The 21402-nt window shown below is 50.6% G+C and carries 17 protein-coding genes and 1 tRNA gene; 13 read left to right on the top strand and 5 right to left on the bottom strand.

Annotated elements, in window-relative coordinates:
* Nucleotides 1-20: 20 nt before the first annotated feature.
* The 7 genes from DU002_RS04420 (at nucleotide 21) to DU002_RS04390 (ending at nucleotide 6340) form a co-directional block, all read left to right on the top strand.
* A complete protein-coding gene (locus DU002_RS04420; RefSeq protein ID WP_114337150.1) occupies nucleotides 21-470 on the top strand; it encodes a GatB/YqeY domain-containing protein in 450 nt (149 codons plus the stop codon).
* A gap of 97 nt (nucleotides 471-567) precedes the next feature.
* Nucleotides 568-2337 carry a DNA primase gene (gene dnaG, locus DU002_RS04415; protein WP_114337149.1) on the top strand — a complete coding sequence of 590 codons (1770 nt, stop codon included), beginning with the start codon at nucleotides 568-570 and terminating at the stop codon, nucleotides 2335-2337.
* 87 nt (nucleotides 2338-2424) lie between these two features.
* On the top strand, nucleotides 2425-4266 hold the full coding sequence (gene rpoD / locus DU002_RS04410; RefSeq protein ID WP_114337148.1) for an RNA polymerase sigma factor RpoD: 1842 nt from the start codon (nucleotides 2425-2427) through the stop codon (nucleotides 4264-4266).
* A 242-nt stretch (nucleotides 4267-4508) separates the two neighbouring features.
* Nucleotides 4509-4585 (top strand) — tRNA-Ile (locus DU002_RS04405).
* A 222-nt stretch (nucleotides 4586-4807) separates the two neighbouring features.
* Complete coding sequence (locus DU002_RS04400) at nucleotides 4808-5155, top strand: hypothetical protein (RefSeq protein ID WP_114337147.1); 348 nt, start codon at nucleotides 4808-4810, stop codon at nucleotides 5153-5155.
* Nucleotides 5156-5346: 191 nt separating this feature from the next.
* Nucleotides 5347-5922, top strand: a complete 576-nt coding sequence (locus tag DU002_RS04395; protein ID WP_131414232.1) for an SLATT domain-containing protein — start codon at nucleotides 5347-5349, stop codon at nucleotides 5920-5922.
* Nucleotides 5923-6118: 196 nt separating this feature from the next.
* Nucleotides 6119-6340 carry a hypothetical protein gene (locus tag DU002_RS04390; protein WP_114337145.1) on the top strand — a complete coding sequence of 74 codons (222 nt, stop codon included), beginning with the start codon at nucleotides 6119-6121 and terminating at the stop codon, nucleotides 6338-6340.
* Nucleotides 6341-6359: 19 nt separating this feature from the next.
* Here DU002_RS04390 and DU002_RS04385 read toward each other — a convergent pair whose 3' ends face one another.
* The gene (locus DU002_RS04385) at nucleotides 6360-6566 is read right to left on the bottom strand and encodes a hypothetical protein (RefSeq protein ID WP_114337144.1); all 207 of its coding nucleotides are present in this window, start codon (nucleotides 6564-6566) and stop codon (nucleotides 6360-6362) included.
* 197 nt (nucleotides 6567-6763) lie between these two features.
* On the opposite strand from DU002_RS04385, the gene DU002_RS04380 reads away from it, so the two are divergent.
* Complete coding sequence (locus tag DU002_RS04380; protein WP_114337143.1) at nucleotides 6764-7606, top strand: 23S rRNA (adenine(2030)-N(6))-methyltransferase RlmJ; 843 nt, start codon at nucleotides 6764-6766, stop codon at nucleotides 7604-7606.
* A 113-nt stretch (nucleotides 7607-7719) separates the two neighbouring features.
* On the opposite strand, the gene DU002_RS04375 is transcribed toward DU002_RS04380, so the two are convergent.
* From DU002_RS04375 to DU002_RS04365, 3 genes are read right to left on the bottom strand one after another with little or no spacing between them, the layout of a single operon-like run.
* Nucleotides 7720-9615 carry an EAL domain-containing protein gene (locus tag DU002_RS04375; protein ID WP_114337142.1) on the bottom strand — a complete coding sequence of 632 codons (1896 nt, stop codon included), beginning with the start codon at nucleotides 9613-9615 and terminating at the stop codon, nucleotides 7720-7722.
* A gap of 12 nt (nucleotides 9616-9627) precedes the next feature.
* Complete coding sequence (locus tag DU002_RS04370; RefSeq protein ID WP_114337141.1) at nucleotides 9628-10275, bottom strand: transglutaminase-like cysteine peptidase; 648 nt, start codon at nucleotides 10273-10275, stop codon at nucleotides 9628-9630.
* A gap of 51 nt (nucleotides 10276-10326) precedes the next feature.
* Entirely contained in the window at nucleotides 10327-11388 is a 1062-nt protein-coding gene (locus tag DU002_RS04365) for an OmpA family protein (RefSeq protein WP_158537958.1), read from the bottom strand.
* A 288-nt stretch (nucleotides 11389-11676) separates the two neighbouring features.
* Here DU002_RS04365 and DU002_RS04355 point away from each other — a divergent pair, with 288 nt between their 5' ends.
* Nucleotides 11677-12714, top strand: coding sequence for an NADP(H)-dependent aldo-keto reductase (locus tag DU002_RS04355; protein WP_114337138.1), 1038 nt, complete (start codon nucleotides 11677-11679; stop codon nucleotides 12712-12714).
* 30 nt (nucleotides 12715-12744) lie between these two features.
* Here the strand turns inward: DU002_RS04355 and DU002_RS04350 are convergent, their stop codons facing one another.
* Nucleotides 12745-13365, bottom strand: coding sequence for a TetR/AcrR family transcriptional regulator (locus tag DU002_RS04350; protein WP_114337137.1), 621 nt, complete (start codon nucleotides 13363-13365; stop codon nucleotides 12745-12747).
* Nucleotides 13366-13500: 135 nt separating this feature from the next.
* On the opposite strand from DU002_RS04350, the gene DU002_RS04345 reads away from it, so the two are divergent.
* From DU002_RS04345 to DU002_RS04330, 4 genes are all read left to right on the top strand, one after another.
* Entirely contained in the window at nucleotides 13501-14610 is a 1110-nt protein-coding gene (locus tag DU002_RS04345; protein WP_114337136.1) for an efflux RND transporter periplasmic adaptor subunit, read from the top strand.
* A complete protein-coding gene (locus DU002_RS04340) occupies nucleotides 14607-17696 on the top strand; it encodes an efflux RND transporter permease subunit (RefSeq protein ID WP_114337135.1) in 3090 nt (1029 codons plus the stop codon). Before DU002_RS04345 ends, DU002_RS04340 begins: the two co-directional genes overlap by 4 nt.
* Nucleotides 17697-17741: 45 nt before the next feature.
* The gene (locus DU002_RS04335; protein ID WP_114337134.1) at nucleotides 17742-18056 is read left to right on the top strand and encodes a hypothetical protein; all 315 of its coding nucleotides are present in this window, start codon (nucleotides 17742-17744) and stop codon (nucleotides 18054-18056) included.
* 256 nt (nucleotides 18057-18312) lie between these two features.
* Nucleotides 18313-21402, top strand: coding sequence for an amidohydrolase family protein (locus DU002_RS04330; protein WP_114337133.1), 3090 nt, complete (start codon nucleotides 18313-18315; stop codon nucleotides 21400-21402).

Below are 21402 nucleotides of genomic sequence, written 5' to 3'. Positions count from 1 at the left end.
GTTAAAAGGTTTATACCCCCATGAGTGAATTGGTAGTACAGCTAAAAGAACATCAAAAAGATGCCATGCGCGCCAAAGATAAGGTTCGTTTAGGCACTATCCGGATGATCCTCTCTGAGGTGAAACAACGGGAAATTGATGGTCAGACTACGCTGTCCGATGACGAAGTTATCGCGGTCTTAACCAAAATGGTTAAGCAGCGCAGAGATTCCGTCAGTCAATTTGAATCCGCTGGTCGTGAAGATTTAGCAGCAGTTGAACGTTCAGAGATCAGTGTGATCGAAGCTTTCCTGCCGCAACAGCTTTCCGCGGACGAGATCCAAGCACTGATAGCTCAAGCAATTGATGCGACAGGCGCCAGTGGGATGCAAGACATGGGTAAGGTAATGGGAATACTCAAGCCTAAGATTCAGGGGCGTGCCGAAATGGGCCCCGTTAGTGCGCAGGTTAAAGCACAGCTAACAGCCTGATCTTTGAGTTACCCAAAAATCTGTTAACAAGCCGTGCCCCAGGGCACGGCTTGTTGCGTTTCTACTTGTCTGAAACAAAAGCAATAGTCGGAAATTGATGGCTGGACACATTCCCCGCGAGTTTATAGACGATCTGCTTGCCCGCACCGACATAGTCGAAGTGGTAGATAGCCGTGTACGTCTAAAAAAAGCCGGTAAGAATTATGGTGCCTGCTGTCCATTTCATAACGAAAAAACCCCCTCTTTCACCGTCAGCCAAGACAAACAGTTTTATCACTGCTTCGGTTGCGGTGCCCATGGCAACGCCATCGACTTCATCATGGAGTATGAACGCCTCGAGTTCGTTGATGCGATTGACGAACTCGCCGGGCAAATGGGCCTAGAGGTGCCACGCGAACAGCGCAGCGGCAAAAGCCCGCAGGCAAAGCAGGCCAGTGCCGAGCAGAAACGCGACGGCTACGAGTTAATGGAGCAGCTGGCGCGTTTTTACCAGGCTCAACTCAGACAAAACCCAAATAGCAAAAAAGTCGTCGAGTATCTTAAGCAACGCGGCCTCAGCGGCGAAACCGCCCGTGATTGGGAGATCGGCTACGCTCCTGCGGATTGGGATGGCGTGTTTAAAGCGTTTGGTCATACAGCACAGCAACAGGAACAACTGCTGTCGCTGGGTATGCTGATTGAGAATGATAATAAACGCCGTTACGACCGCTTTCGTGATCGCGTTATGTTCCCAATCCGCGACAAGCGTGGCCGAGTGATAGGCTTTGGTGGCCGTATTATCGACGATGGCACACCGAAATACCTCAACAGTCCAGAAACCCCACTGTTCCATAAAGGTCTTGAGCTATATGGCCTGTTTCAAGTCAAAGAAGCCGAGCGAAAGCCAAAACAGGTGGTGATTGTTGAGGGCTATATGGATGTGGTGGCGCTGTCACAATATGAGATTAATTATGCAGTGGCCTCACTTGGCACAGCCACCAGCCGCGAACAGCTGCAAACCCTATTCAGACTGACGGACAAAGTCGTCTGCTGTTACGACGGCGATCGCGCAGGCCGAGAAGCCGCTTGGCGGGCACTCGAAAATGCACTGCCACTGCTCAAAGATGGCATTCAGCTCCGTTTTGTTTTTTTACCCGATGGTGAAGATCCTGATTCATTAGTGCAAGCGCAAGGCAAAGCTGCCTTCGAACAGATTATCGATGATGCGCAACCCATGGCTGATTTCTTATTCCAACAGTTAACGGCGCGAGTCGATATGGAGCAGCAAGAGGGGCGTGCCAAGTTTGCCAACTTAGCCGCACCACTTATCAGTAAGATGCCTGATGGTATCATGCGCGAGATGATGACAGACCGCCTATGCCAGCGGCTAGCAATGCCAAGAGCAAAACTTGAGCGCTTACTCGAAGATGCAGACAAGAAAACACAACCGCAACACAAGAGGACGCCGGTCCGTACGGCTATCGCCACACTGCTACAACACCCTGAACTCGGACAAACAGAACAGGTCAAAGCATTACATGGGATCGACGCCTTTGCTGATATCACCATGCCCGGCGTGCCGTTATTAAAAAGGCTAATTGAGCAGACCATTGCTGAGCCTCTTACTACCGCCCGTTTATTGGAGCGCTGGCGAGAGACTCCGGAGTACAGCAGCCTGGCTAAGTTAGCCAGCTGGGAACTCCATGTGGACGAAGAGTCGTGCGAGCCACACTTTTTCGACACGTTAGAAAAGCTGCTAAATATGTTCGTTGAGCAGCGTACAGAGCTATTATTGGCTAGAGCCAGAGAAAATCGGCTTTCCGCCGAAGAGAAGCAAGAGCTTCAACAATTGCTGCGAGAACGTCAGCAGATAGAAACAACGCCCTAGCGGGCGAATAAGCAACAGGTTATACTGTAGGGCTTTCGTGCCCATCAGTTAAGCGCGGTATCACATCAAGAAGGTCCAAGAGAGTATATGGAGCAGACCCCGCAGTCTCAACTAAAACTCCTCGTTGCCAAAGGCAAAGAGCAAGGCTATCTGACCTATGCTGAGGTCAATGACCACCTGCCGGCAGATATCGTCGATTCAGATCAAATCGAAGATATCATCAGTATGATCAACGACATGGGAATTCAGGTTTATGAAACCGCCCCAGACGCTGACACACTGATACTCAACGAAAACAGTTCAACGGACGAAGATACCGCGGAGGCTGCTGCACAAGCACTCGCCACGGTCGATTCTGAGCTGGGACGCACCACAGACCCTGTCCGCATGTATATGCGTGAAATGGGTACCGTGGAGCTGCTCACCCGCGAAGGCGAAATTAAGATCGCCAAACGGATCGAAGAAGGTATCTACACCGTACAAAGCTCGGTCGCTGAATATCCAGCAGCCATCACTTATCTGTTAGATCAGTTTGACCAGTTTGAAGCCGGTGAAATGCGCCTGGCTGAAATCATCTCCGGTTTTATCGATCCCAATGCAGAAGATGTGGCTCCAGCGGCCACTCACGTCGGTTCAGACCTGTCTCAAGATGACCTTGATGACGAAGATGAAGACGATAAAGACGACGATGACGACGATGAAGAGGAAGGTCCAACCGGCCCGGATCCTGAAGAAGCGCGTGAGATGTTTTCCCAGCTGCGTGAGATGCACGATAAAACTCGGGACGTCTTAAGTTCTGAAGCCCGCGATACAAAAGCGGCCAAAGCTGCCCTCGCTGAGTTATCCGAGTTCTTCAAACAGTTCCGCTTGGTGCCTAAGCAGTTCGACAAGATCGTTGCCAGCATGCGTAACATGATGGATCGCGTTCGTACTCAAGAACGCCTCCTAATGAAGCTGTGTATTGCTAAAGCCTCTATGCCGAAGAAGATATTCGTCCAGACCTTTAGTGGTAACGAATCATCTGTTGAATGGTTAGATGCGCAAATTGCTGTCGGTAAAGCCTGGAGTCCAGTCCTCGAAGAGGAACGTGACGACATCCTTCGCAGCATAACGAAGCTGAAACAGGTTGAAGAAGAAACAGGCCTGAGCATCACCATCATTAAAGATATCAACCGCCGTATGAGCATTGGTGAAGCCAAAGCCCGTCGTGCGAAGAAAGAGATGGTTGAAGCTAACTTGCGTTTGGTTATTTCAATTGCGAAGAAATACACCAACCGTGGCTTGCAGTTCTTGGATTTAATCCAAGAAGGTAATATCGGTTTGATGAAGGCCGTGGATAAGTTTGAATACCGTCGTGGCTATAAGTTTTCAACTTATGCAACATGGTGGATCCGCCAGGCAATCACTCGTTCAATTGCTGACCAGGCACGGACTATCCGTATCCCGGTGCATATGATCGAGACCATCAACAAACTAAACCGTATCTCTCGCCAGATGCTCCAGGAGATGGGTCGTGAGCCTAGCCCGGAAGAGCTAGCCGAACGCATGTTGATGCCGGAAGATAAGATCCGCAAAGTACTGAAGATCGCAAAAGAGCCGATCTCGATGGAAACGCCTATTGGTGACGATGAAGATTCGCATCTGGGTGATTTTATCGAAGATGGCACGACAGAGTTGCCGTCTGATTCAGCCACCATGGCAAGCCTGAAAGGCGCAACCCATGAAGTGCTGGCTGGTCTGACTGCCCGCGAAGCAAAAGTACTGCGTATGCGCTTCGGTATCGATATGAATACCGACCATACCCTTGAGGAGGTTGGCAAACAGTTTGATGTTACTCGTGAGCGTATTCGTCAAATCGAAGCCAAGGCACTGCGTAAGCTGCGCCACCCTTCCCGTTCAGAAGTTCTTCGCAGCTTCTTGGACGAATAATAACCAACTGAATAATAGTTAGTTATTGTTAGTGTCACAAAGCTAGACAGGAGCGGCAGCAAGTCATAAAATTGCTGCCGCTTTTACATCTTATGGATGTATAAAAAATTAGGCCCCTTAGCTCAGTTGGGCGAAGTAGAATCGTTATGTCAGTGACATAACGCAGTCAACTGAGGTGGAGGCATGGATGCCGACAGGAAGGCACTCCATGGATGGACGACATCAGCGATAGATAAAAATTAGGCCCCTTAGCTCAGTTGGTTAGAGCACACGACTCATAATCGTTAGGTCCCCAGTTCAAGTCTGGGAGGGGCCACCATATATTACAAAGCCTGAACAGTTTCTGACTGCTCAGGCTTTGTTGCTTTTGCCCTTAGATGACTGCGGTCTTCATGCTTATCAGTGCTCTATCGATGCGCTAAGCAATATTTGCTCTCCTCCAACCGCTTGTAATTGATGGATCTTCCAGAATGCGACTTTCCTCACGGTTACCTGCACAAGGTTCCCGCCATCATATTTTAATCAGTTCAGAGGAGTCAGCATGGGTCGACAAGAGCAGGTTACCGCATCTCAACGAGCACGTTATGTTGAGATCTTAGAAGGTCTTTTCGATGCCACCTTCGAACTCAAACGGTTACAGCAAGATGCGTCGGTGGAAAAAGCACGGGCAGAAACCTTTGCGCTAGCAGGCGAAGTCCTTGGCATTTTTGAGCGCAGCAAGTTACAACAACTGATGAATGAGTCCCACGTGAGAATTTTAGGGACACAGATATCTCAAACAGAAAATGACCAAAGCGTCCAATATCGAGAAGCATTAGCGCAAAACAAGTTTGAACTCTTCGATATCCCTACCCTGCTGCGGCAACAAGCAGACACGCCTGATAAATAATCGAACAGCGGGCTCATATGCTAATCACTTGTATAAATAAGATGGACATAGGGCATGTTCCTTCCTACCTCTGTAATTAAAACTCTTTTTAACCAAACACCTATAACTCTTCAAATAATTTATTTATGCTGCCAATGGCCAAGGAAAATAATGCTCGGCCATTAGCAACAGGCTACGCAAGGAAACTATTCTTGAAAACTATCAATAGCATGGGCTTTCCCGAAGATCTGCAATGGACAACAGAAGAGCAGTCGGCACAAGCACTATCGCAACTATTTCATTATGCCAATCGACGCTGTGATGGTTTTCGCGAATGGTACCTCAAACGTATCGCAGTCAAAAAGCGTGCGGCCTTAAGTACCAGGCTGGGAGCCATCATGAGTACAACAATGGCAGGGATCATCCCGATGCTTTCAACACTGCCAATGTTTGCGCAATCAGAGTGGTTACATGCCGCCTGGTCCAGTGTCGCATTAGCGGTCGCTGCGCTCCTAGTTGCACTAGATAAATTTGCCGGCTACACCAGCGGGTGGATCCGTTACACGCTGACTGAACAAAAGCTAAGGCAGAGGCAACAACAGTTCTGCTTTGACTGGCAGCGAATAAAGGTTCTCAACACGACAGACAAGCCGCTCGAAGAAGTACACCAATTTCTCACAGATACTCAATCACTGGTTCATGAAGAAACCCAGCAATGGGCAAAAGAGTTTCAACAGCACCTTAGCCAATGGGAAAAAAGTGGCATGGCTTCACCAACAAGAAAGTAGCCCAACCAGCCACAACACAATGACAACGGGCGTAATGTTGTTTTTTTACAACACAAATACTAATCAACTGATTAGCTCATCGTACCAGCTGGTCATACCTTGACCCAGATCAATACCCACCTGGTCAGGCCAGTTAATATGTATACAAATTACGAACATCTAGTGCTCAGTTTATAAACTGAAGAAAGGAATTATCATGGATGCGCCTACCCAGCTTTTAACCGTTGTACTAACCCCGTTTGTGGTCTGTGTTGTTGCCGCTGTACTCGTATTGGCTTTTCAAAAAACGAAAAAAGCCACCCAGAAGCTATGGGTTAATCCTCGTTGCGCAAACTGTAAAACCAACCTTTGCTGGTCTTGCACGCCAGAGGGCACCAGAGAGCATCAAGCTTATAGCTGGTCAGCCGAGCCGAAGTAGACCAGATGAAGATGACGGTTTAGACACCGTCATCTTCATAGTCGCTAAGGCTTATTCCTAATTCGTCTGCCACTTCCGCCCAATAGGGCTCCGCTTCACAGACACAACAGTCGCACCAATCCGCCACCCCCTCATGCATACTGATCGCGGATCTTTTCGGCCGTATTACCGCTGGAGAATGGCTCTGCGCTATCTTCCTGTTGGTCTTATGTTGTTTATTCACCATTTCGAATCACCCATTCGCACTGTATCAGTTGCTCTCCTGTAGGGAATCAAGACCTCACTCCAAATTCCGACAGACCAATCAAAACAGCATAGCTTTTTGACAACATAAACCGGACAAGGGTTAGACCAATAAGTTATCTATTACACCGTTTTTACGATATTCTCGCGTTCAAATGTTTTGTCTCGCAGGAGCCCACTGTGCTCAGCTATCGCCACTCTTTTCATGCCGGTAATTACGCCGATGTCTTGAAGCATCTGGTGCAAGTACGGATCCTCAACTACTTCTGTCAAAAAGATAAACCCTTTTGCTACATAGACTCCCACGCCGGTGCCGGAGGCTATGAATTAAGTAGTGGTCACGCACAGCAAACTCAAGAGTACCAGGATGGTATCCAACGCCTATGGCAGATTGAGGGATTGCCCGAATCCCTGCAGAGCTATTTAGAAGAGATACGCGCCTTTAACGGCAGCAAAGAACTCATTCGCTACCCTGGTTCGCCAACTATCGCGCAGCAGATATTGCGTCGTCAGGACAAGCTCTGGCTATACGAGTTGCACCCTACAGACTATAAGATCTTAAGCGACCACTGTCAGGAAGATAGGCGCATACGCTGCGAGCAGTCGGATGGTTTTCAGGGGCTTATCGCCAAAGTGCCGCCGCTAGAACGACGCGCCGTGGTTTTAATGGATCCTCCTTATGAACTGAAAGAGGATTATCAGCGTTGCATCACCACCCTGATCAAAGCAAACCGCCGCTTTGCGACAGGATGTTATGCTCTTTGGTACCCCGTCGTTGCGCGAGAACGTATCAACAAGATGGAAGCTGAGCTAGTCGCCAGCGGTATCCGTAATATCCAACTATTCGAACTTGGACAGAGTAAAGACACTGAGACTTTTGGCATGACCGCGGCAGGCATGATAATAATCAACCCGCCTTGGACACTAATGCAGGAGATGCAGCAATGCCTACCTCTGTTAGCAGAGCTGTTGGGGAAAGAGGGGCGTGGGCATTTTCGCTGCGAAACCTTAGTCGAAGAATAACTAAGGCACAGAAAAGCCAGTGACAAACGACGCCCAATCCTAAATTCGTAATGCTTCCAAAAGTAAAGAGCCGACACTTGTCGGCTTTTTCAGTTTTGACGATAAGCTGTCAGCTATTTATCAGTGAGATAGCCTTGAACACCGGCAATATTCCTTCCCCAAAGACGCTCTGCTTGCTCCAGAGTTTCCACGGCGGTTGCATAGATAGGAATACCGAGACTGCTGACCGTATTGACGACGGCCGTTAGCAGCTCTCCATACTCATCGTCATCGCGACACAAAGCAGGTGCGAGTTTGACATAATCAGGTCTTAACCCCTGCAGATAGTCCAAATTGAGGCCACTGGCGCCTAATTGATCCACCCCAAAGCGATACCCCAGCTGTCGTAATACTGCCGCAAAACTAACAACCGTCTCCTGCTCTCTAAGCAGATTTAACTCTGACAACTCAAATAGTACCGTTTCCTTCACGTCTGCACCGAACTTAGACAAAGCACCGATAAATCGGGTATCCCTCATGGCTGAAAGGGATAAGTTAATCGCGGTGGGCACACTCTTCTCTGGTGACATTAACACCGACTGCACGACCGCCAGGTCCAACTCACCACCAAGCTCAAACTGCTCTATCACCGGCACGAAAAGCCCTGCATGCAGTGATTGACCCTGCTCATCTTTAACGCTGGTAAATACTTCCTTCTGCAGCGTCTCTCCCGAGCGTCCAACAACAGGTTGCCAACGCAGTGCCAGCGCCTGTTGCGAGAGTTGAGAGCGGAGTAATGCCAGCCACTGCTCTGCTGTGCGCAGAACCTCTAGCGGCGCATCAGATTCAATCCAAGAGGCGCGCTGAACCAACCCAGCAGTGCCTCGAAGTTGCTCATCAAGACGAGTCAATAACTGTGGTAATGACTGTTCGTTGAAAAGTAGACCGGCAGCTTGGCAATCGAGCTTGAGGTGGCTATCAACAACGGCAAGCGAGTTCAGGTCATCACACACCCCTTGGAGCTGTTCCTGCGGATAAGAGAGAGCATCGCTATCTAGCAGCAGTGCAAACTCTTCGGAAGAGAGTCGCCCCACCAGCAGAGAGCTTTCTCCTGCGGTATTAGAAAAATGGGAGATAAGCAGCTCATGGATACTGGCTAACAACGCGCGCCACTTTGGAAACCCTTCCTGCTTACGAATACTATCCAAATTGCCGACTCGGATCAGCACCAACACGCCTTGCTCACTCTGCTCCTGCCGCAACGTCACCGCATCCAGTAACGCTTGTCGCGTCATCAGTCCGGAATCGGCATCGGTTAACAGCTTGCCGCGAACTTCCTGCAATTGGCGGGCACTTTCTAAAAAGCGGCTTTTCAACAGTGCCGTTAATTGATTCAGTACGATAACTACCCGGCGAAATTCGCGGGTTGACGGTAATGGGATTCGATATTCAAAATCTTTCTGCTCGATGGCATGTGCTTGATGTTCGATCTGTCGCAGCGGTCTGATCAACCAGCGGAGTGCCACTGCAGTAAATAAGGCTAATAAGGTAAACAACAAACCATAGACCATCAACAGTTCACGCATCAGTGTCCAAAGCTGTTTATAAACGGTACCAGGATGGCCTTCAACGGTGAGCAAAGCAACCTCGTTCCAACCTAATGTTAACGGCGCCTGTGTTACCACCGGTGGAATACTGAAAAGCGAGATAAACCACTCAGGCACCCCCTCATCAATATCGTCTCTCACGCGCGTAATATGCGACTCATCGGCAAAAATTTCGACATCAATTCGTTTCAGAAAAGTACCGTCAAATGCCACATTCACCGTACTTTCAGCCGACACCCTATCTAAAGGCTGCAAAAGCGGCGCCAAACGCATTCCCAAACTGGTCACAGTACTATCGGTATTGGCATACAACTGCTGCTCAAGATAGCTCGCATTAGAGCGAAGATTCAAAGTCATCACCGCAATGAGCGATAGCAGCATAGTCACGATCAGCAATAAAAATACCTGACGATACAGGGTCATCGTTACTTCCTCTTAATTCTTCTGGGCTTGCTGCGCATGACGTTCCTGAAGATCACGCCAAAGTGAAATTCGGTCAGACTTGCCCACATGCTGGCCACTGCTACGCGCTTTGGCCAACCAAAGAAAATCTGCATTAAAGCTATAAATAGGGATCAGATCGTCACGTTCGCTGGCTGGACGGATCACCGGATCAATATTATCAAGTACCAAAGGCTCGGCACCACGCTGCTCATAGTAGGTCAACACCATATGATGTTGATTGTATTCCACCGCTTTCACATACATAAGCCGTAGCTTGTCAGCAGGGAAGCCCGCCTCAATCAAGCTGTAGTACTTAGCTATCGTATAGTCCTCACAGTCACCCTCTCCCCGACCAATAAACTCAATCGGAGTCGCCCAATAATCCTCGACGCCCCAGACGGACTCGTCGGAAGAAAATTTCATCTGGTTAAAAAAATTATTGATCGCTTTTAATTGGATCAGAGGAGGCTGAGAACGACTGCGCTCGATGACACTCTGCCAAGCCTTGCCTCTGGCTTCAGCTTCCTCACCATAGACTTGCCGCAAGTGTGCCAACAAGGAGGAAAAGTCCAGTGGCGCTGCTGCCCACAGTAATGAAATCCCGCCAGCAACCAACAAAATAAATAGATAACGGCGCAAGGACTCTCCCGTAATCAAAGCGGCCCGAAGGCCGCTATCAACGAGCTATGATTATCGCTCGATCTCTTTCTTTTCAACCACTGTAAGCGTAGCCACAATACGACGATTCGCCGCCGCAGCTTCTTTACTATTTTCTGTACTCAGTGGTTTAGTCTCACCGTAACCGACGGTGCTCACGCGAGATGCAGGCACGGAATAGCGCTCAACCAACTCAGCGGCAACCGCTTTGGCACGTTTTTCTGATAACTGCTGATTATAATCCGCGGCACCAGCACTGGATGTGTGACCTTCAATCGTCACGGTCAACTGCGGATACTGATTCATGAATTCAGCCAACTCTTCTATCTCTGGCAGATATTCATCCTTCACATCAGCTTTGTTGTTGTCGAAGTTCACCAGCAATGTTTTGCTGACCACTTCATCTTTATAGAGGGTACACCCTCTTTCATCAACGGCGTAACTCGCTGGCGTATCAGCACACTGATCATCGGCATCATAAACGCCATCACCATCGCTGTCTTTAGGTGCAACCACGACTACTGGCTCTGGTTCCGGCTCTGGCTCAGGTGCAACTTCTGGGGCTGCAGTAGGCTCGACCGCTGCCTGTGTCCCGAAGTAGTAAGCCAAGCCAAAACCGACGGTAAAGTCAGTGAAGCTCTCATCAATGCCCTGGTGAGCAATCAGTTCTGCCGACATCGCCACGGCATCATTGAAAAAATGACGTCCGCCAATACCTAAATGCACCGCTGTATTGCTGTCATCTAGATCGATATAGTCCAGACCGGTAATGATGTAATGCTTCTTCTCATTGAAGTAAAACAGTGCGTCGGCGGCGTACCACATGCCATCATCATCTTTGCCTCCTTCTACGTCCATGTCCGCGTATTCAGCTCGCAAACGTAAGCCGATCTCTTCCCAGGGATCCATGCCAAAGGATAACCCACCAAGCAGGCCATCATCATAATCACTACCTTGATACTGACGATCGCCGTCCATCGCGGCATAGCGCAAAGATGCACCAACATTCATTGGCATATTATTCAGCTCTTCCGCAACGACGCTCGTAGCCAGCAGACATCCAGCAACAACGGTTATTCCCTTATGTAAACGCATAGTCATCTCTCATTAAATTTCACATGTTGTTGGAGTACCACTCAAAGCTCCAGTAACCACCTCGCTCTAGTGGCGAGCGTGATAACATTTTGCATCGTTGTTACAACACAATCCAAACAAATTTAATGTTTTTCAGCATGGTATAGCGGTCAACACGCGACTTCGTATTTTTTTTTGAAAATGCCCATGACACCACGCGCTCATCTGGTAACTTTAAGCAATCACATACTGATCCGATCAGCGAATGGTCACTAAACTGCATAAACAGCAGGTGACGAAGGAGTATCAATGCGATATCACACCTTGGCTCACACCGATCTCAAAGTCTCTAAGATCTGCTTAGGCACCATGACTTTTGGCGAACAAAACAGTGAGCAACAAGCTCACCAACAGTTGGATAAAGCATTGGCGATGGGGGTCAACTTCATCGATACCGCAGAGATGTATCCCGTACCGCCCAAACCAGAAACACAGGGGCGCACCGAATCACATATTGGCAGTTGGTTAAAAGCACGCGGCAACCGTCAGCAGGTGGTTTTGGCAACCAAGGTGGCAGGCCCCGGCGGACCTGGTGATTACATCCGTGCCAATCTAAAACTGGACCGCGCCAACATCCGGCAAGCGATAGCCGATAGCTTGCAACGCTTACAAACCGATTATGTCGATCTTTACCAGGTGCACTGGCCAGAGCGTCAAACCAACTTTTTTGGTCAACTTGGCTATGTGCCACAAGCTGACGAAGATGCCACACCGATCCTGGAAACACTGCAGGCCCTTGGCGAACTGGTTGCCGAAGGCAAGGTACGTCATATCGGCATATCCAACGAAACGCCATGGGGTGTGGCACAGTATCTGAAGCTGGCAGAACAACACAATCTACCCAGAACAGTCACGATCCAGAACCCTTACAACCTCCTCAACCGCAGTTTCGAAGTGGGATTAGGTGAATTTGCTCACCGTGAGGGAGTAGAACTACTGGCCTACTCACCGCTGGCATTTGGGGCATTGTCAGGGAAATATCTGGACGATCACTGGCCGACGGGCGCGAGAATGACGCTGTACAAACGTTTTGCCCGTTATTTTACCGCGAAAGGTATCGAAGCAACTCAGGCCTATGTTGATCTAGCTAAAGCCCACGGACTGGATCCCGCACAGATGGCCTTGGCCTACATCAACAGTCGCCCCTTTGTCGCCAGTAATATTATTGGTGCCACTGACCTGGCGCAGCTGCAAGATAACATCAGCAGCATAGAGTTGGTGTTGTCAGAAGAGGTGCTCAAGGGCATTGAGCAGATCCATAGTCAAAATCCAAATCCTTGCCCTTAACCGACCCAACCAGCACTCAGGGGTATTGCATTAAGCCTCGTTAACGCAATATCCCTGTATAAACAGGTCGACGCAAGAGGTAAGGTATTGCAGTCGCTCAGCATCGGTTTGTACTGGAGCTAAGCCTAGCTCCACACACATACGATCACGGCTTTGCGCCATCAACAGCAGCTGCACAGCAGCATTCGGCACATGAGCGATCTTCAGCGCCCCCCGCTGGCACATTTTTTCGAGGTAATTGGTCACTTCAGCAATTACCCGCTTCGGTCCAGCCTGGAAAAATAGTTCTCCTAATTGCGGGTGAGTCTCCGCCTGTGCCACACAGGTGCGATAAGTCTTAACTGCAGCATCAGACAGAATCAATTCGTTGAAGCGGATCGCCACCAGCAACAGAGTTTCCCGCAGATCCCGTTCAACATTAAATGCTACATCGGTAAGTTCATGGGCAATGCATTTCTGACCAACCGCAGCGACAAACAGCTGCTCCTTATTCTCAAAGTGGCTATAAACCGTTTGTTTCGAGACCCCGGCCAACACGGCTATCTTATCCATGCTGGTATTGGCATAACCCAAGTCAGTAAACAGCGAGATGGCTGCATCTAATATTTGTAAGCGTTTCTGCTCACTTTTACTTCGCCCTTTTACTGCCACCTGCTTACCTCTACCTATCGCTATAGAACAAATTTCTAACCACTAAATAACAAATCAAACTATACAGTCTAGTTTAGTTAACTTAAACTGGACTAGATAGTCCATTTTATACTACTTGCTGCAGGAACGTTAGCCATGGGTTCGACGCCACCGCTCATCCTTGCTTTATTACTCGCTATTAGCGTGCCGACCTTAAATGGCTGCCTCCCCTCTGTTGCCGATGAAACTGCGACATCCTACCGACATAAAGTGCAAGCTTATCCCATCAAGCTTGCGCCGCACTATCAGGTGCCACGCCAGTTTGTCGGCCTCGTCAGCAACAATCAGGAAGCCCGAGTTGGCTTTGAACTGGCAGGCAAGATTGCCTCTATTGAAGTGAATGAAGGGGATCGAGTGAAAGCGGGCGATCTACTCGCCCAGCTTGATACCCAACTGTTGAAGATTAATCGCCAAGAACTGCAAGCCCAACTAAACGAGATCGATGCCGAGATGCTGCTGATCGACAGCAACCTGAAACGCGTCGAAGCCTTGGTACCCAAAGGCTATGCTTCAACCCAAAGCTTGGAAGAGTTACATACACAACGCAATGCGCTCGCAGCAAGGCGCACCCGTCTACAGGCCAGCTTATCAGCGAATCAAAGCCGCTTAGACAAAGCGCAACTGCTGGCCCCATTCGATGCCATCGTCAATAAGCGGATGATATCCGAAGGAGAGGTCGTTGCCGCCGGGCTCGCCACGTTCGAACTGTTACAACAGGGCACACTGGAAGTAAAAGTTGGCGTACCGGTCAGATTGCTGGAACTGCTGGCGCAAAAACAACCGACGCTGCGCGTAGGCGAACAAACGTTTACTGCCACGCTACTGACTCAGGGGGGCCAAGTTGACCCTGTGAGTCGCACAGTGCAACTAAGATACGCACTGCCCGCCGACGCCAGCGTGGTTAATGGTCAACTGGCTTACTTACAGTTAAAAGAAACCATTGAGAAGCAGGGGTGCTGGATCCCACTCACTGCGCTTACTGATGGCATCCGCGGCATGTGGAATGTTTATCTACTGGTCACTGATGACCATCAGGTTTACCGCTTAGAAAAACGCGATGTAGCCGTGCTCTATGCCAATGAAACTCACGCTTTTGTCAGTGGCGCAGTCACTGATCAGGATCTTATCGTCGCCGCAGGCTTGCATCGTCTGGCACCGGGTCAAAACGTGGAACTGACTGCACAGGTCACGGAGACCGCACAATGATCCGCACATTGGTCGAAAATGGTCGCTTAACGGCATTGGCCATCGTGCTTTTAATCGTTGCCGGACTCGGGGCATTGAATCAACTGCCACGCACCGAAGATCCGCGCATCACTAATCGTCACGCCAGTGTCATTACCCACTACCCAGGTGCCAGTGCGGAACGGGTTGAAGCGCTCATCAGCGAGCCGATGGAAAGTAAACTCCGCACCCTGCCAGAAATGGATGAGATCACCAGTGTCTCACGTCCCGGCATCTCCATCGTCAAACTAAAACTTAGGGATGATATCTACCACTCCACTCCTATCTGGAGTCAGGTACGGGACGAGATCGCCGAAGTTGCTTTTTCACTGCCACAAGGCGCCCTCGCGCCACGACTGGATGATGACAAAGGCTATGCGTTCACGACGCTGATCGGGCTGACCTGGCAAGGTGAGGGAGAAACTAACCTCGCCATCGTTCAACGCTACGCCCGTGAACTGCAAGATCAGCTGCGCAACCTCCACGGTACCGATTATGTTGAGCTTTACGGCCAACCACAGGAAGAGATCCTGGTCGAAATAGACCCCCATGCTGCAGCAGCAATGCAATACTCCGCCGCCGAAGTCGCCCAACTGATCGGTGCGGCTGATGCCAAAATATCCGCCGGCGAGCTAGTCAATAAACATAACAAGCTCCAAGTTGAACTCACCGGCGCCCTTGATTCCCTCGAGCGGATCCGGCAGATCCCGCTACGCAGCGATCAGCGCGGATTTATTTACCATCTCGGCGATCTGGCCGATATCAGCCGCCAACTGCAATCACCCGATGCCCAGCGGGTACTGCTGGCTGGTGAACGTGGCATTGTTGTCGCGGCACGCATGTTGCCAAATGAGCGGGTAGACCTGTGGAGCCAAGATCTACGGGACAAGTTGGCTCAATTTAAACAGCAGTTACCCGGCAATATCGAACTCACCATGCTGTTCGAGCAGCAGGAATATACCGACTGGCGTTTAGGGGAGTTACTGCTCAATGTATTGGAAGGGTTTGTCATTATCTCTCTGGTACTGTTTTTAACCCTCGGTTTCCGCGCAGCCATGATCGTGGCAACAGCATTGCCGCTGACGGTCATGTTCACCCTCACCTGCATGAACTACATCGGCCTGCCGATCCATCAAATGTCAGTGACAGGCCTGGTCGTAGCATTGGGGATCATGGTCGACAACGCTATCGTCATGGTCGATGCGATCCAACAGCGACGGCAAAAGGGGATGAGCGCACTCGCGGCGGTCAAGGCATCGGTACAACATTTCTGGCTCCCCCTACTCGGTTCCACGCTCACCACTGTTTTGGCATTTAGCCCCATCGTGATGATGCCCGGTCCCGCTGGCGAATTCGTTGGAGGTATTGCCTACAGCGTGATCTTGTCGCTGATTGGCTCCTACATTATCTCCCACACCTTGGTGGCAGGATTAGCCGGACGCTTTATCCGAGCCGGTGAAGAGACTCACCATTGGTGGCAACACGGCTTGGCTTTTCACCGCACCAGCCAGTGGTTTAACCGATCATTGCGCTGGACTCTGCAGCGGCCAGTATTAACCCTGCTGGTGATGACCATACTGCCGTTCAGTGGCTTCTACGCAGCCTCGAAACTGACCGAGCAGTTTTTCCCACCGTCCGACCGCGATATGTTTCAGGTCGAACTTTACCTGCCAGCCCAAGCGAGTATTGACGCTACCACTCGCGTGGCAGAATCTGTTTCAGCAGCCATCGCAGGTGAGCAGGATATCAAGAATTTACACTGGTTCATCGGTGAGAATGCCCCCAGCTTTTACTACAACATGGTGCCGCGACAACAAGGTGCGCAAAACTATGCTCAGGCCATGGTTACCACCACGAATATGGATGCCGCTAACCGATTAATCCCGGCATTACAGCGCAAACTTGATGATCTATTCCCACAGGCGCAGATCCTGGTGCGCAAGCTGGAGCAGGGGCCGCCATTTAACGCTCCGGTAGAGCTCAGGATCTATGGACCCAACCTCGATACGCTGAAAACTCTGGGTGATCAGGCGCGACGCATCATGCTGGAAACTCCGCAAGTGATCCATGCCCGTGCCACCCTGCAGCCTGGCACGCCGAAAGTTTGGTTAAATGTGGATGAAGATAGCAGTCGCTTAAGCGGCCTAACCTTAACCCAGATCGCCAACCAGCTACAAAACGGCCTGACTGGGGCGGTACGCGGCTCAATATTAGAGACCACAGAATCTGTCCCCGTACGAGTACGTGTCAGTGGTGAGCAGCGTAGTAATCTGCATCGTCTGACCGAACTGCGCCTTAGCTCACCAGAGCACCCCCACCCCATAGCTTTGACCTCCATCGCCACCGCTTCGTTGAAACCCAGCCGTGGTGCCATCCCCCATCGTAACGGCGAGCGGGTTAATATTATCGAAGGCTATCTCCGTGCAGACATTCTGCCGTCGGAGGTACTGAATGCATTTAAGCAACGTCTGGCAGAGGCGGAACTAGAGCTACCCGCAGGCTATCGATTCGAATATGGTGGCGAGTCCGCCAAGCGCAATAAAGCCGTAGGCAACCTGCTCGCTAATGTTGGTTTTCTTGGCATATTACTAGTCACCGTGATCGTCGTGTCGTTCAACTCGTTCCGCATGACCACAGTGATCCTGTTCAGTGCCATCCAAGCCGCAGGACTCGGATTACTGAGTGTCTTCTTGGGTGGTTACCCGTTTGGTTTTACTGTGATCATCGCACTGCTCGGCTTAATGGGCTTAGCGATCAACGCCGCCATTGTCATTTTGGCGGAGTTCAAAGCGGACCCCCAAGCCCTGGCAGGGGATCTGGATGCTATCCGTCATGCGGTCCAAAGCTGTAGCCGACACATCAGCTCCACCACCATCACCACCGTAGGCGGCTTTATGCCACTACTGTTAGCTGGTGGAGGCTTCTGGCCACCATTTGCAGTGGCAATAGCCGGTGGCACTGCATTAACGGCACTACTTAGCTTCTACTTCGTACCTTCGGCGTTTGTACTGTTGCGCCGTATCAAACCCTTTTGTAAAAACAGCGAGGCAGCTACGGCCAACGCCTAATTTTTGTTATCCTGCCGAGCAATAATCATGAGATGGGTATAAGTGATGAGCTATGTAGGCCGAATGTGGCGCGGTGAGCTGCCACTGGCAGTGACTTTTTTCGGTTTTCACCTCGGCGGCTGGGCAACCCTGTTCGCCTTGGGGCATCTGTTATCTCGCACTATGCCCGTGGCGGGATATGTCTGGGCATCCTTCCTGTTGATACCGATCTGGCTGGCGTTCTTTGTCTGGTCGCTCACTGGCTTGTGGCGCGCCGCCGAGCATGTGTCAAAGTGGCCAAAAATGTTTGCCCGAGGCTGGGTCATGGTCGTTGGCCTTACCTTAGTGCAAACCCTTATCCTGCCTATCTTTTTTAAATAGTTTCACGATCAGCGGAGATTATCGCTAGACAAATTTCTCCACAGACTTGCCGACCACCGGCCTGAATGATTAACATGCAGGTCACTAGTTGCGCACAATGTCGCCAAGTCCCTGTCTCAGCAGGCCGTTTCCGGCGATTGACTGACAAAGCATTCAGCCTGTCAGTCATAAGCTCCATTTCGTGCAGTAACAACGAAATTCCAGAGATAGCTCGGCAACAGAGCTAACCACAAAAATTAGCCAGAGAGAAAGCTGAATGTTCCCAGTTTTGCACCACACTCGTAGTATCGCGTGGCTGTTATGCGGGGTACTGTCTGTACCAGCAGTATTCGCCGACCAAACAACTCCGAACCAGGGGTTGCATGAGAACACGCCGACCCTGTTTGCTTTGGTCAACGCCACGGTGGTGACAGAGCCTGGCAAACGGATCCCGAATGCCACCCTGATACTAGAAGATGAGCGTATTCAACGGGTGATCGAAGATGGTGATGTGCCACCAGGCGCAACCATCATCGATCTTAAAGGCCATTTTATCTATCCGGGATTTATTGACCTCTATACCCAATATGGCGTTGAACCCTATTCAGGCAATGGCCATCACGATGAAGAGCCTATCTACGATGCCCATCGTAAAGGAGGTAATGCCAGCAACGATGCCATCCATAGCCAGATTAGCTGGATAGACAGGTTCGAACCCAGTCCAGACAACGCACAAAGTTGGATCCAAGATGGCTTTACTGCCGTTCAGAGCGCCCGTTTTGACGGCATTCTGCAAGGTCGAGGCATGTTGATCAGTTTGGCTGATGGTTTACCCAATGACCTGGTTTATCGGGCACAAGCTCAGTACTTTGGCAGTTTTGATAAAGGAACATCGGAGCAGGCTTACCCCACCTCCTTGATGGGTAGCATCTCACTGATCCGCCAAACCCTGACCGATGCGCAGTGGTATACCGCTGCGCATAAACAACAAGGCGCAACCAACCTAGCGATAGAGTACAACGCAGCGCTGGCAGGACTGAGCGAGATCGCAGAGCGTGGCATAGTGTTTAAAACCACCGATGACCTGATGTTATTGCGCGCCGCCGGCCTGTTTAATGAGTTCGACGTGCCGCTCACCGCTTTAGGCAGTCATTACGAATACGGCCGCCTAAGAGAGATTAAAGCCAGCGGCGTCAATATAGTGCTCCCTCTTAACTTTCCAGATGCTCCGACAGTAGATAGCCTGGATGATGCCGCCGATGTGACATTGGCGAAGTTACGCCATTGGGAGCGCGCTCCTGGTAACCCCGCCGCGCTCGCCAACGCCAAGATCCCATTTGCACTCACCCGTGAGGGTAGCAATGGCAGCTTTTGGCAGAACTTAAAACAGGCGATGACTCACGGCCTGAAAGCCGATGACGCGCTTGCCGCACTGACGCTGGTGCCAGCACAGTTGGCAGGCGTCAGCGATCAGTTGGGTCGTATCGCTCCCGGTTACCGAGCAGATTTAGTCATCACATCAGGGGATCTATTTGCTGGCGGCGAAATTCGCCAAGTTTGGTTGCAAGGGCAACAGCAACTCTTGGATCCGACTACACCACAACTACTGGCCGGTCAGTACCGCCTTGAGATTGATGGTAAACCGCTCACCCTGAGTTTTGAGTACAGCGATGGCAACCTACACGGCGAACTGCTGCATGAACAAACCACATTGGCAATCAGTTCACTGAACCTGTTCAGCGATCGCTTACGCTTTAGTGCCGAACTAGAACAGATTGGCTTTCCCGGTGTTAGTCGTTTTGCCTTAGAACGCCATAAAGAAAAGTTGCTCGGCCAGATGATTGACGGGAGCGGCAAGCCCCATGCCCTGCTAGCGATCGCCAGCGGCGGCAAACAGAAAACAGCCGTCAAACCAACGATTAACGAAGCCAACTATATTGGGCAACTCACCTACCCTAACCGTGCTTTTGGTCTGACACAGGTACCGAGCGTAGAAAAGGTACACATCAAAAATGCCACGATCTGGACCTCGACTGATAAGGGCAATCTTCAGAACAGCGATCTGCTATTCGCCAACGGTGAAATTGAAGAGATCGGCCAAGATCTCGATACACCCAGCGGCTACCTGGTTATTGATGCCCAAGGTAAACACCTAACCGCAGGCATTATTGATGCACACAGTCACTTAGCGATCAGCCACGGCGTCAACGAAGCTTCTGATGCCGTCACCTCCGAAGTGCGGATCGGTGATGTGCTCGATCCAGAAGATCCCAACATCTACCGTGCATTGGCTGGCGGCGTCACCTCTGCTCACCTATTGCACGGCTCAGCTAACCCCATCGGCGGTCAAGCACAAGTGATCCAACTACGTTGGGGAGCAACGGCCGAGGCACTAAAATTCAAAGGAGCACCCGCCAGCATCAAATTTGCTCTGGGCGAAAACGTCAAGCAGTCAGGTTGGGGGGATCGCTTTGATATTCGCTATCCACAAAGCCGATTAGGGGTAGAAGCGATTATTCGTGACTACTTCCAGGCCGCAAAAGAGTATGAAGCCAAACATAAAGCGTATAACGATTTAGGACGTCGAGCGAAGCGCGATACCCTGCCTCCGCGTACCGACTACCGAATGGAAGCACTGGTAGAGATCCTCAATAGTGAACGCTTTATTCATCCTCACTCGTATGTCGCCTCCGAGATGCTTGCACTACTGCAGGTCGCCGATGATTTTGGCTTTACCGTACAAACCTTTACCCACGCCTTAGAGGGCTACAAAGTGGCTGACAGTCTAGCCAAACATGGTGCCACGGCCTCCACGTTTGCCGATTGGTGGGCCTACAAATTTGAGGTTTACGACGCGATCCCGCAAAACGCCTGCTTGATGCAGCAACGCGGCGTCAATGTCAGTATTAATTCCGACAGTGAAGACCTGATCCGCCGCCTGAATCAAGAAGCGGCGAAATCGATGATGTATTGCGATATGAAGCCAGAACAGGCTTGGCAGTTAGTCACCCTTAATCCAGCCATACAGCTGAAAATCGATGACCAAGTCGGCAGCTTAGAAGAGGGTAAACAGGCAGATATCGTCCTTTGGAACCACAACCCAATGTCCAGCTATGCCCGTGCCGAAGTGACCTGGGTAGCCGGTCAGCGCTACTTTGATCGCCAACGGGATAAAGTCATGCGCCAACAACAAGCCAAAGAGAAGCAATTGCTGATTCAAAAAATATTGGCAGGCGACAATGGCCATGCTGAAGATGACCGCGACACCGCGGGTGCCAGCTACAAAATCGATCAACCAAGCTGGCACTGTGACACCCAGCATGACATCTGGAAACAGACCCATCAGCATCACGTAGGAGGGCACTAA

This window comes from Corallincola holothuriorum (assembly GCF_003336225.1).
GTDB classification, from domain to species: Bacteria; Pseudomonadota; Gammaproteobacteria; order Enterobacterales; family Neiellaceae; genus Corallincola; species Corallincola holothuriorum.
This window is presented reverse-complemented; position numbering and strand designations above follow the sequence as displayed.

Excerpts from the sequence above, each read along its gene's own strand:
- DU002_RS04420 (WP_114337150.1), top strand. The coding sequence starts at position 21 with ATGAGTGAATTGGTAGTACAGCTAAAAGAACATCAAAAAGATGCCATG.
- dnaG (WP_114337149.1), top strand. The coding sequence starts at position 568 with ATGGCTGGACACATTCCCCGCGAGTTTATAGACGATCTGCTTGCCCGC.
- rpoD (WP_114337148.1), top strand. The coding sequence starts at position 2,425 with ATGGAGCAGACCCCGCAGTCTCAACTAAAACTCCTCGTTGCCAAAGGC.
- DU002_RS04400 (WP_114337147.1), top strand. The coding sequence starts at position 4,808 with ATGGGTCGACAAGAGCAGGTTACCGCATCTCAACGAGCACGTTATGTT.
- DU002_RS04390 (WP_114337145.1), top strand. The coding sequence starts at position 6,119 with ATGGATGCGCCTACCCAGCTTTTAACCGTTGTACTAACCCCGTTTGTG.
- DU002_RS04385 (WP_114337144.1), bottom strand. The coding sequence starts at position 6,566 with ATGGTGAATAAACAACATAAGACCAACAGGAAGATAGCGCAGAGCCAT.
- DU002_RS04375 (WP_114337142.1), bottom strand. The coding sequence starts at position 9,615 with ATGACCCTGTATCGTCAGGTATTTTTATTGCTGATCGTGACTATGCTG.
- DU002_RS04365 (WP_158537958.1), bottom strand. The coding sequence starts at position 11,388 with ATGCGTTTACATAAGGGAATAACCGTTGTTGCTGGATGTCTGCTGGCT.
- DU002_RS04355 (WP_114337138.1), top strand. The coding sequence starts at position 11,677 with ATGCGATATCACACCTTGGCTCACACCGATCTCAAAGTCTCTAAGATC.
- DU002_RS04345 (WP_114337136.1), top strand. The coding sequence starts at position 13,501 with ATGGGTTCGACGCCACCGCTCATCCTTGCTTTATTACTCGCTATTAGC.
- DU002_RS04340 (WP_114337135.1), top strand. The coding sequence starts at position 14,607 with ATGATCCGCACATTGGTCGAAAATGGTCGCTTAACGGCATTGGCCATC.
- DU002_RS04335 (WP_114337134.1), top strand. The coding sequence starts at position 17,742 with ATGAGCTATGTAGGCCGAATGTGGCGCGGTGAGCTGCCACTGGCAGTG.
- DU002_RS04330 (WP_114337133.1), top strand. The coding sequence starts at position 18,313 with ATGTTCCCAGTTTTGCACCACACTCGTAGTATCGCGTGGCTGTTATGC.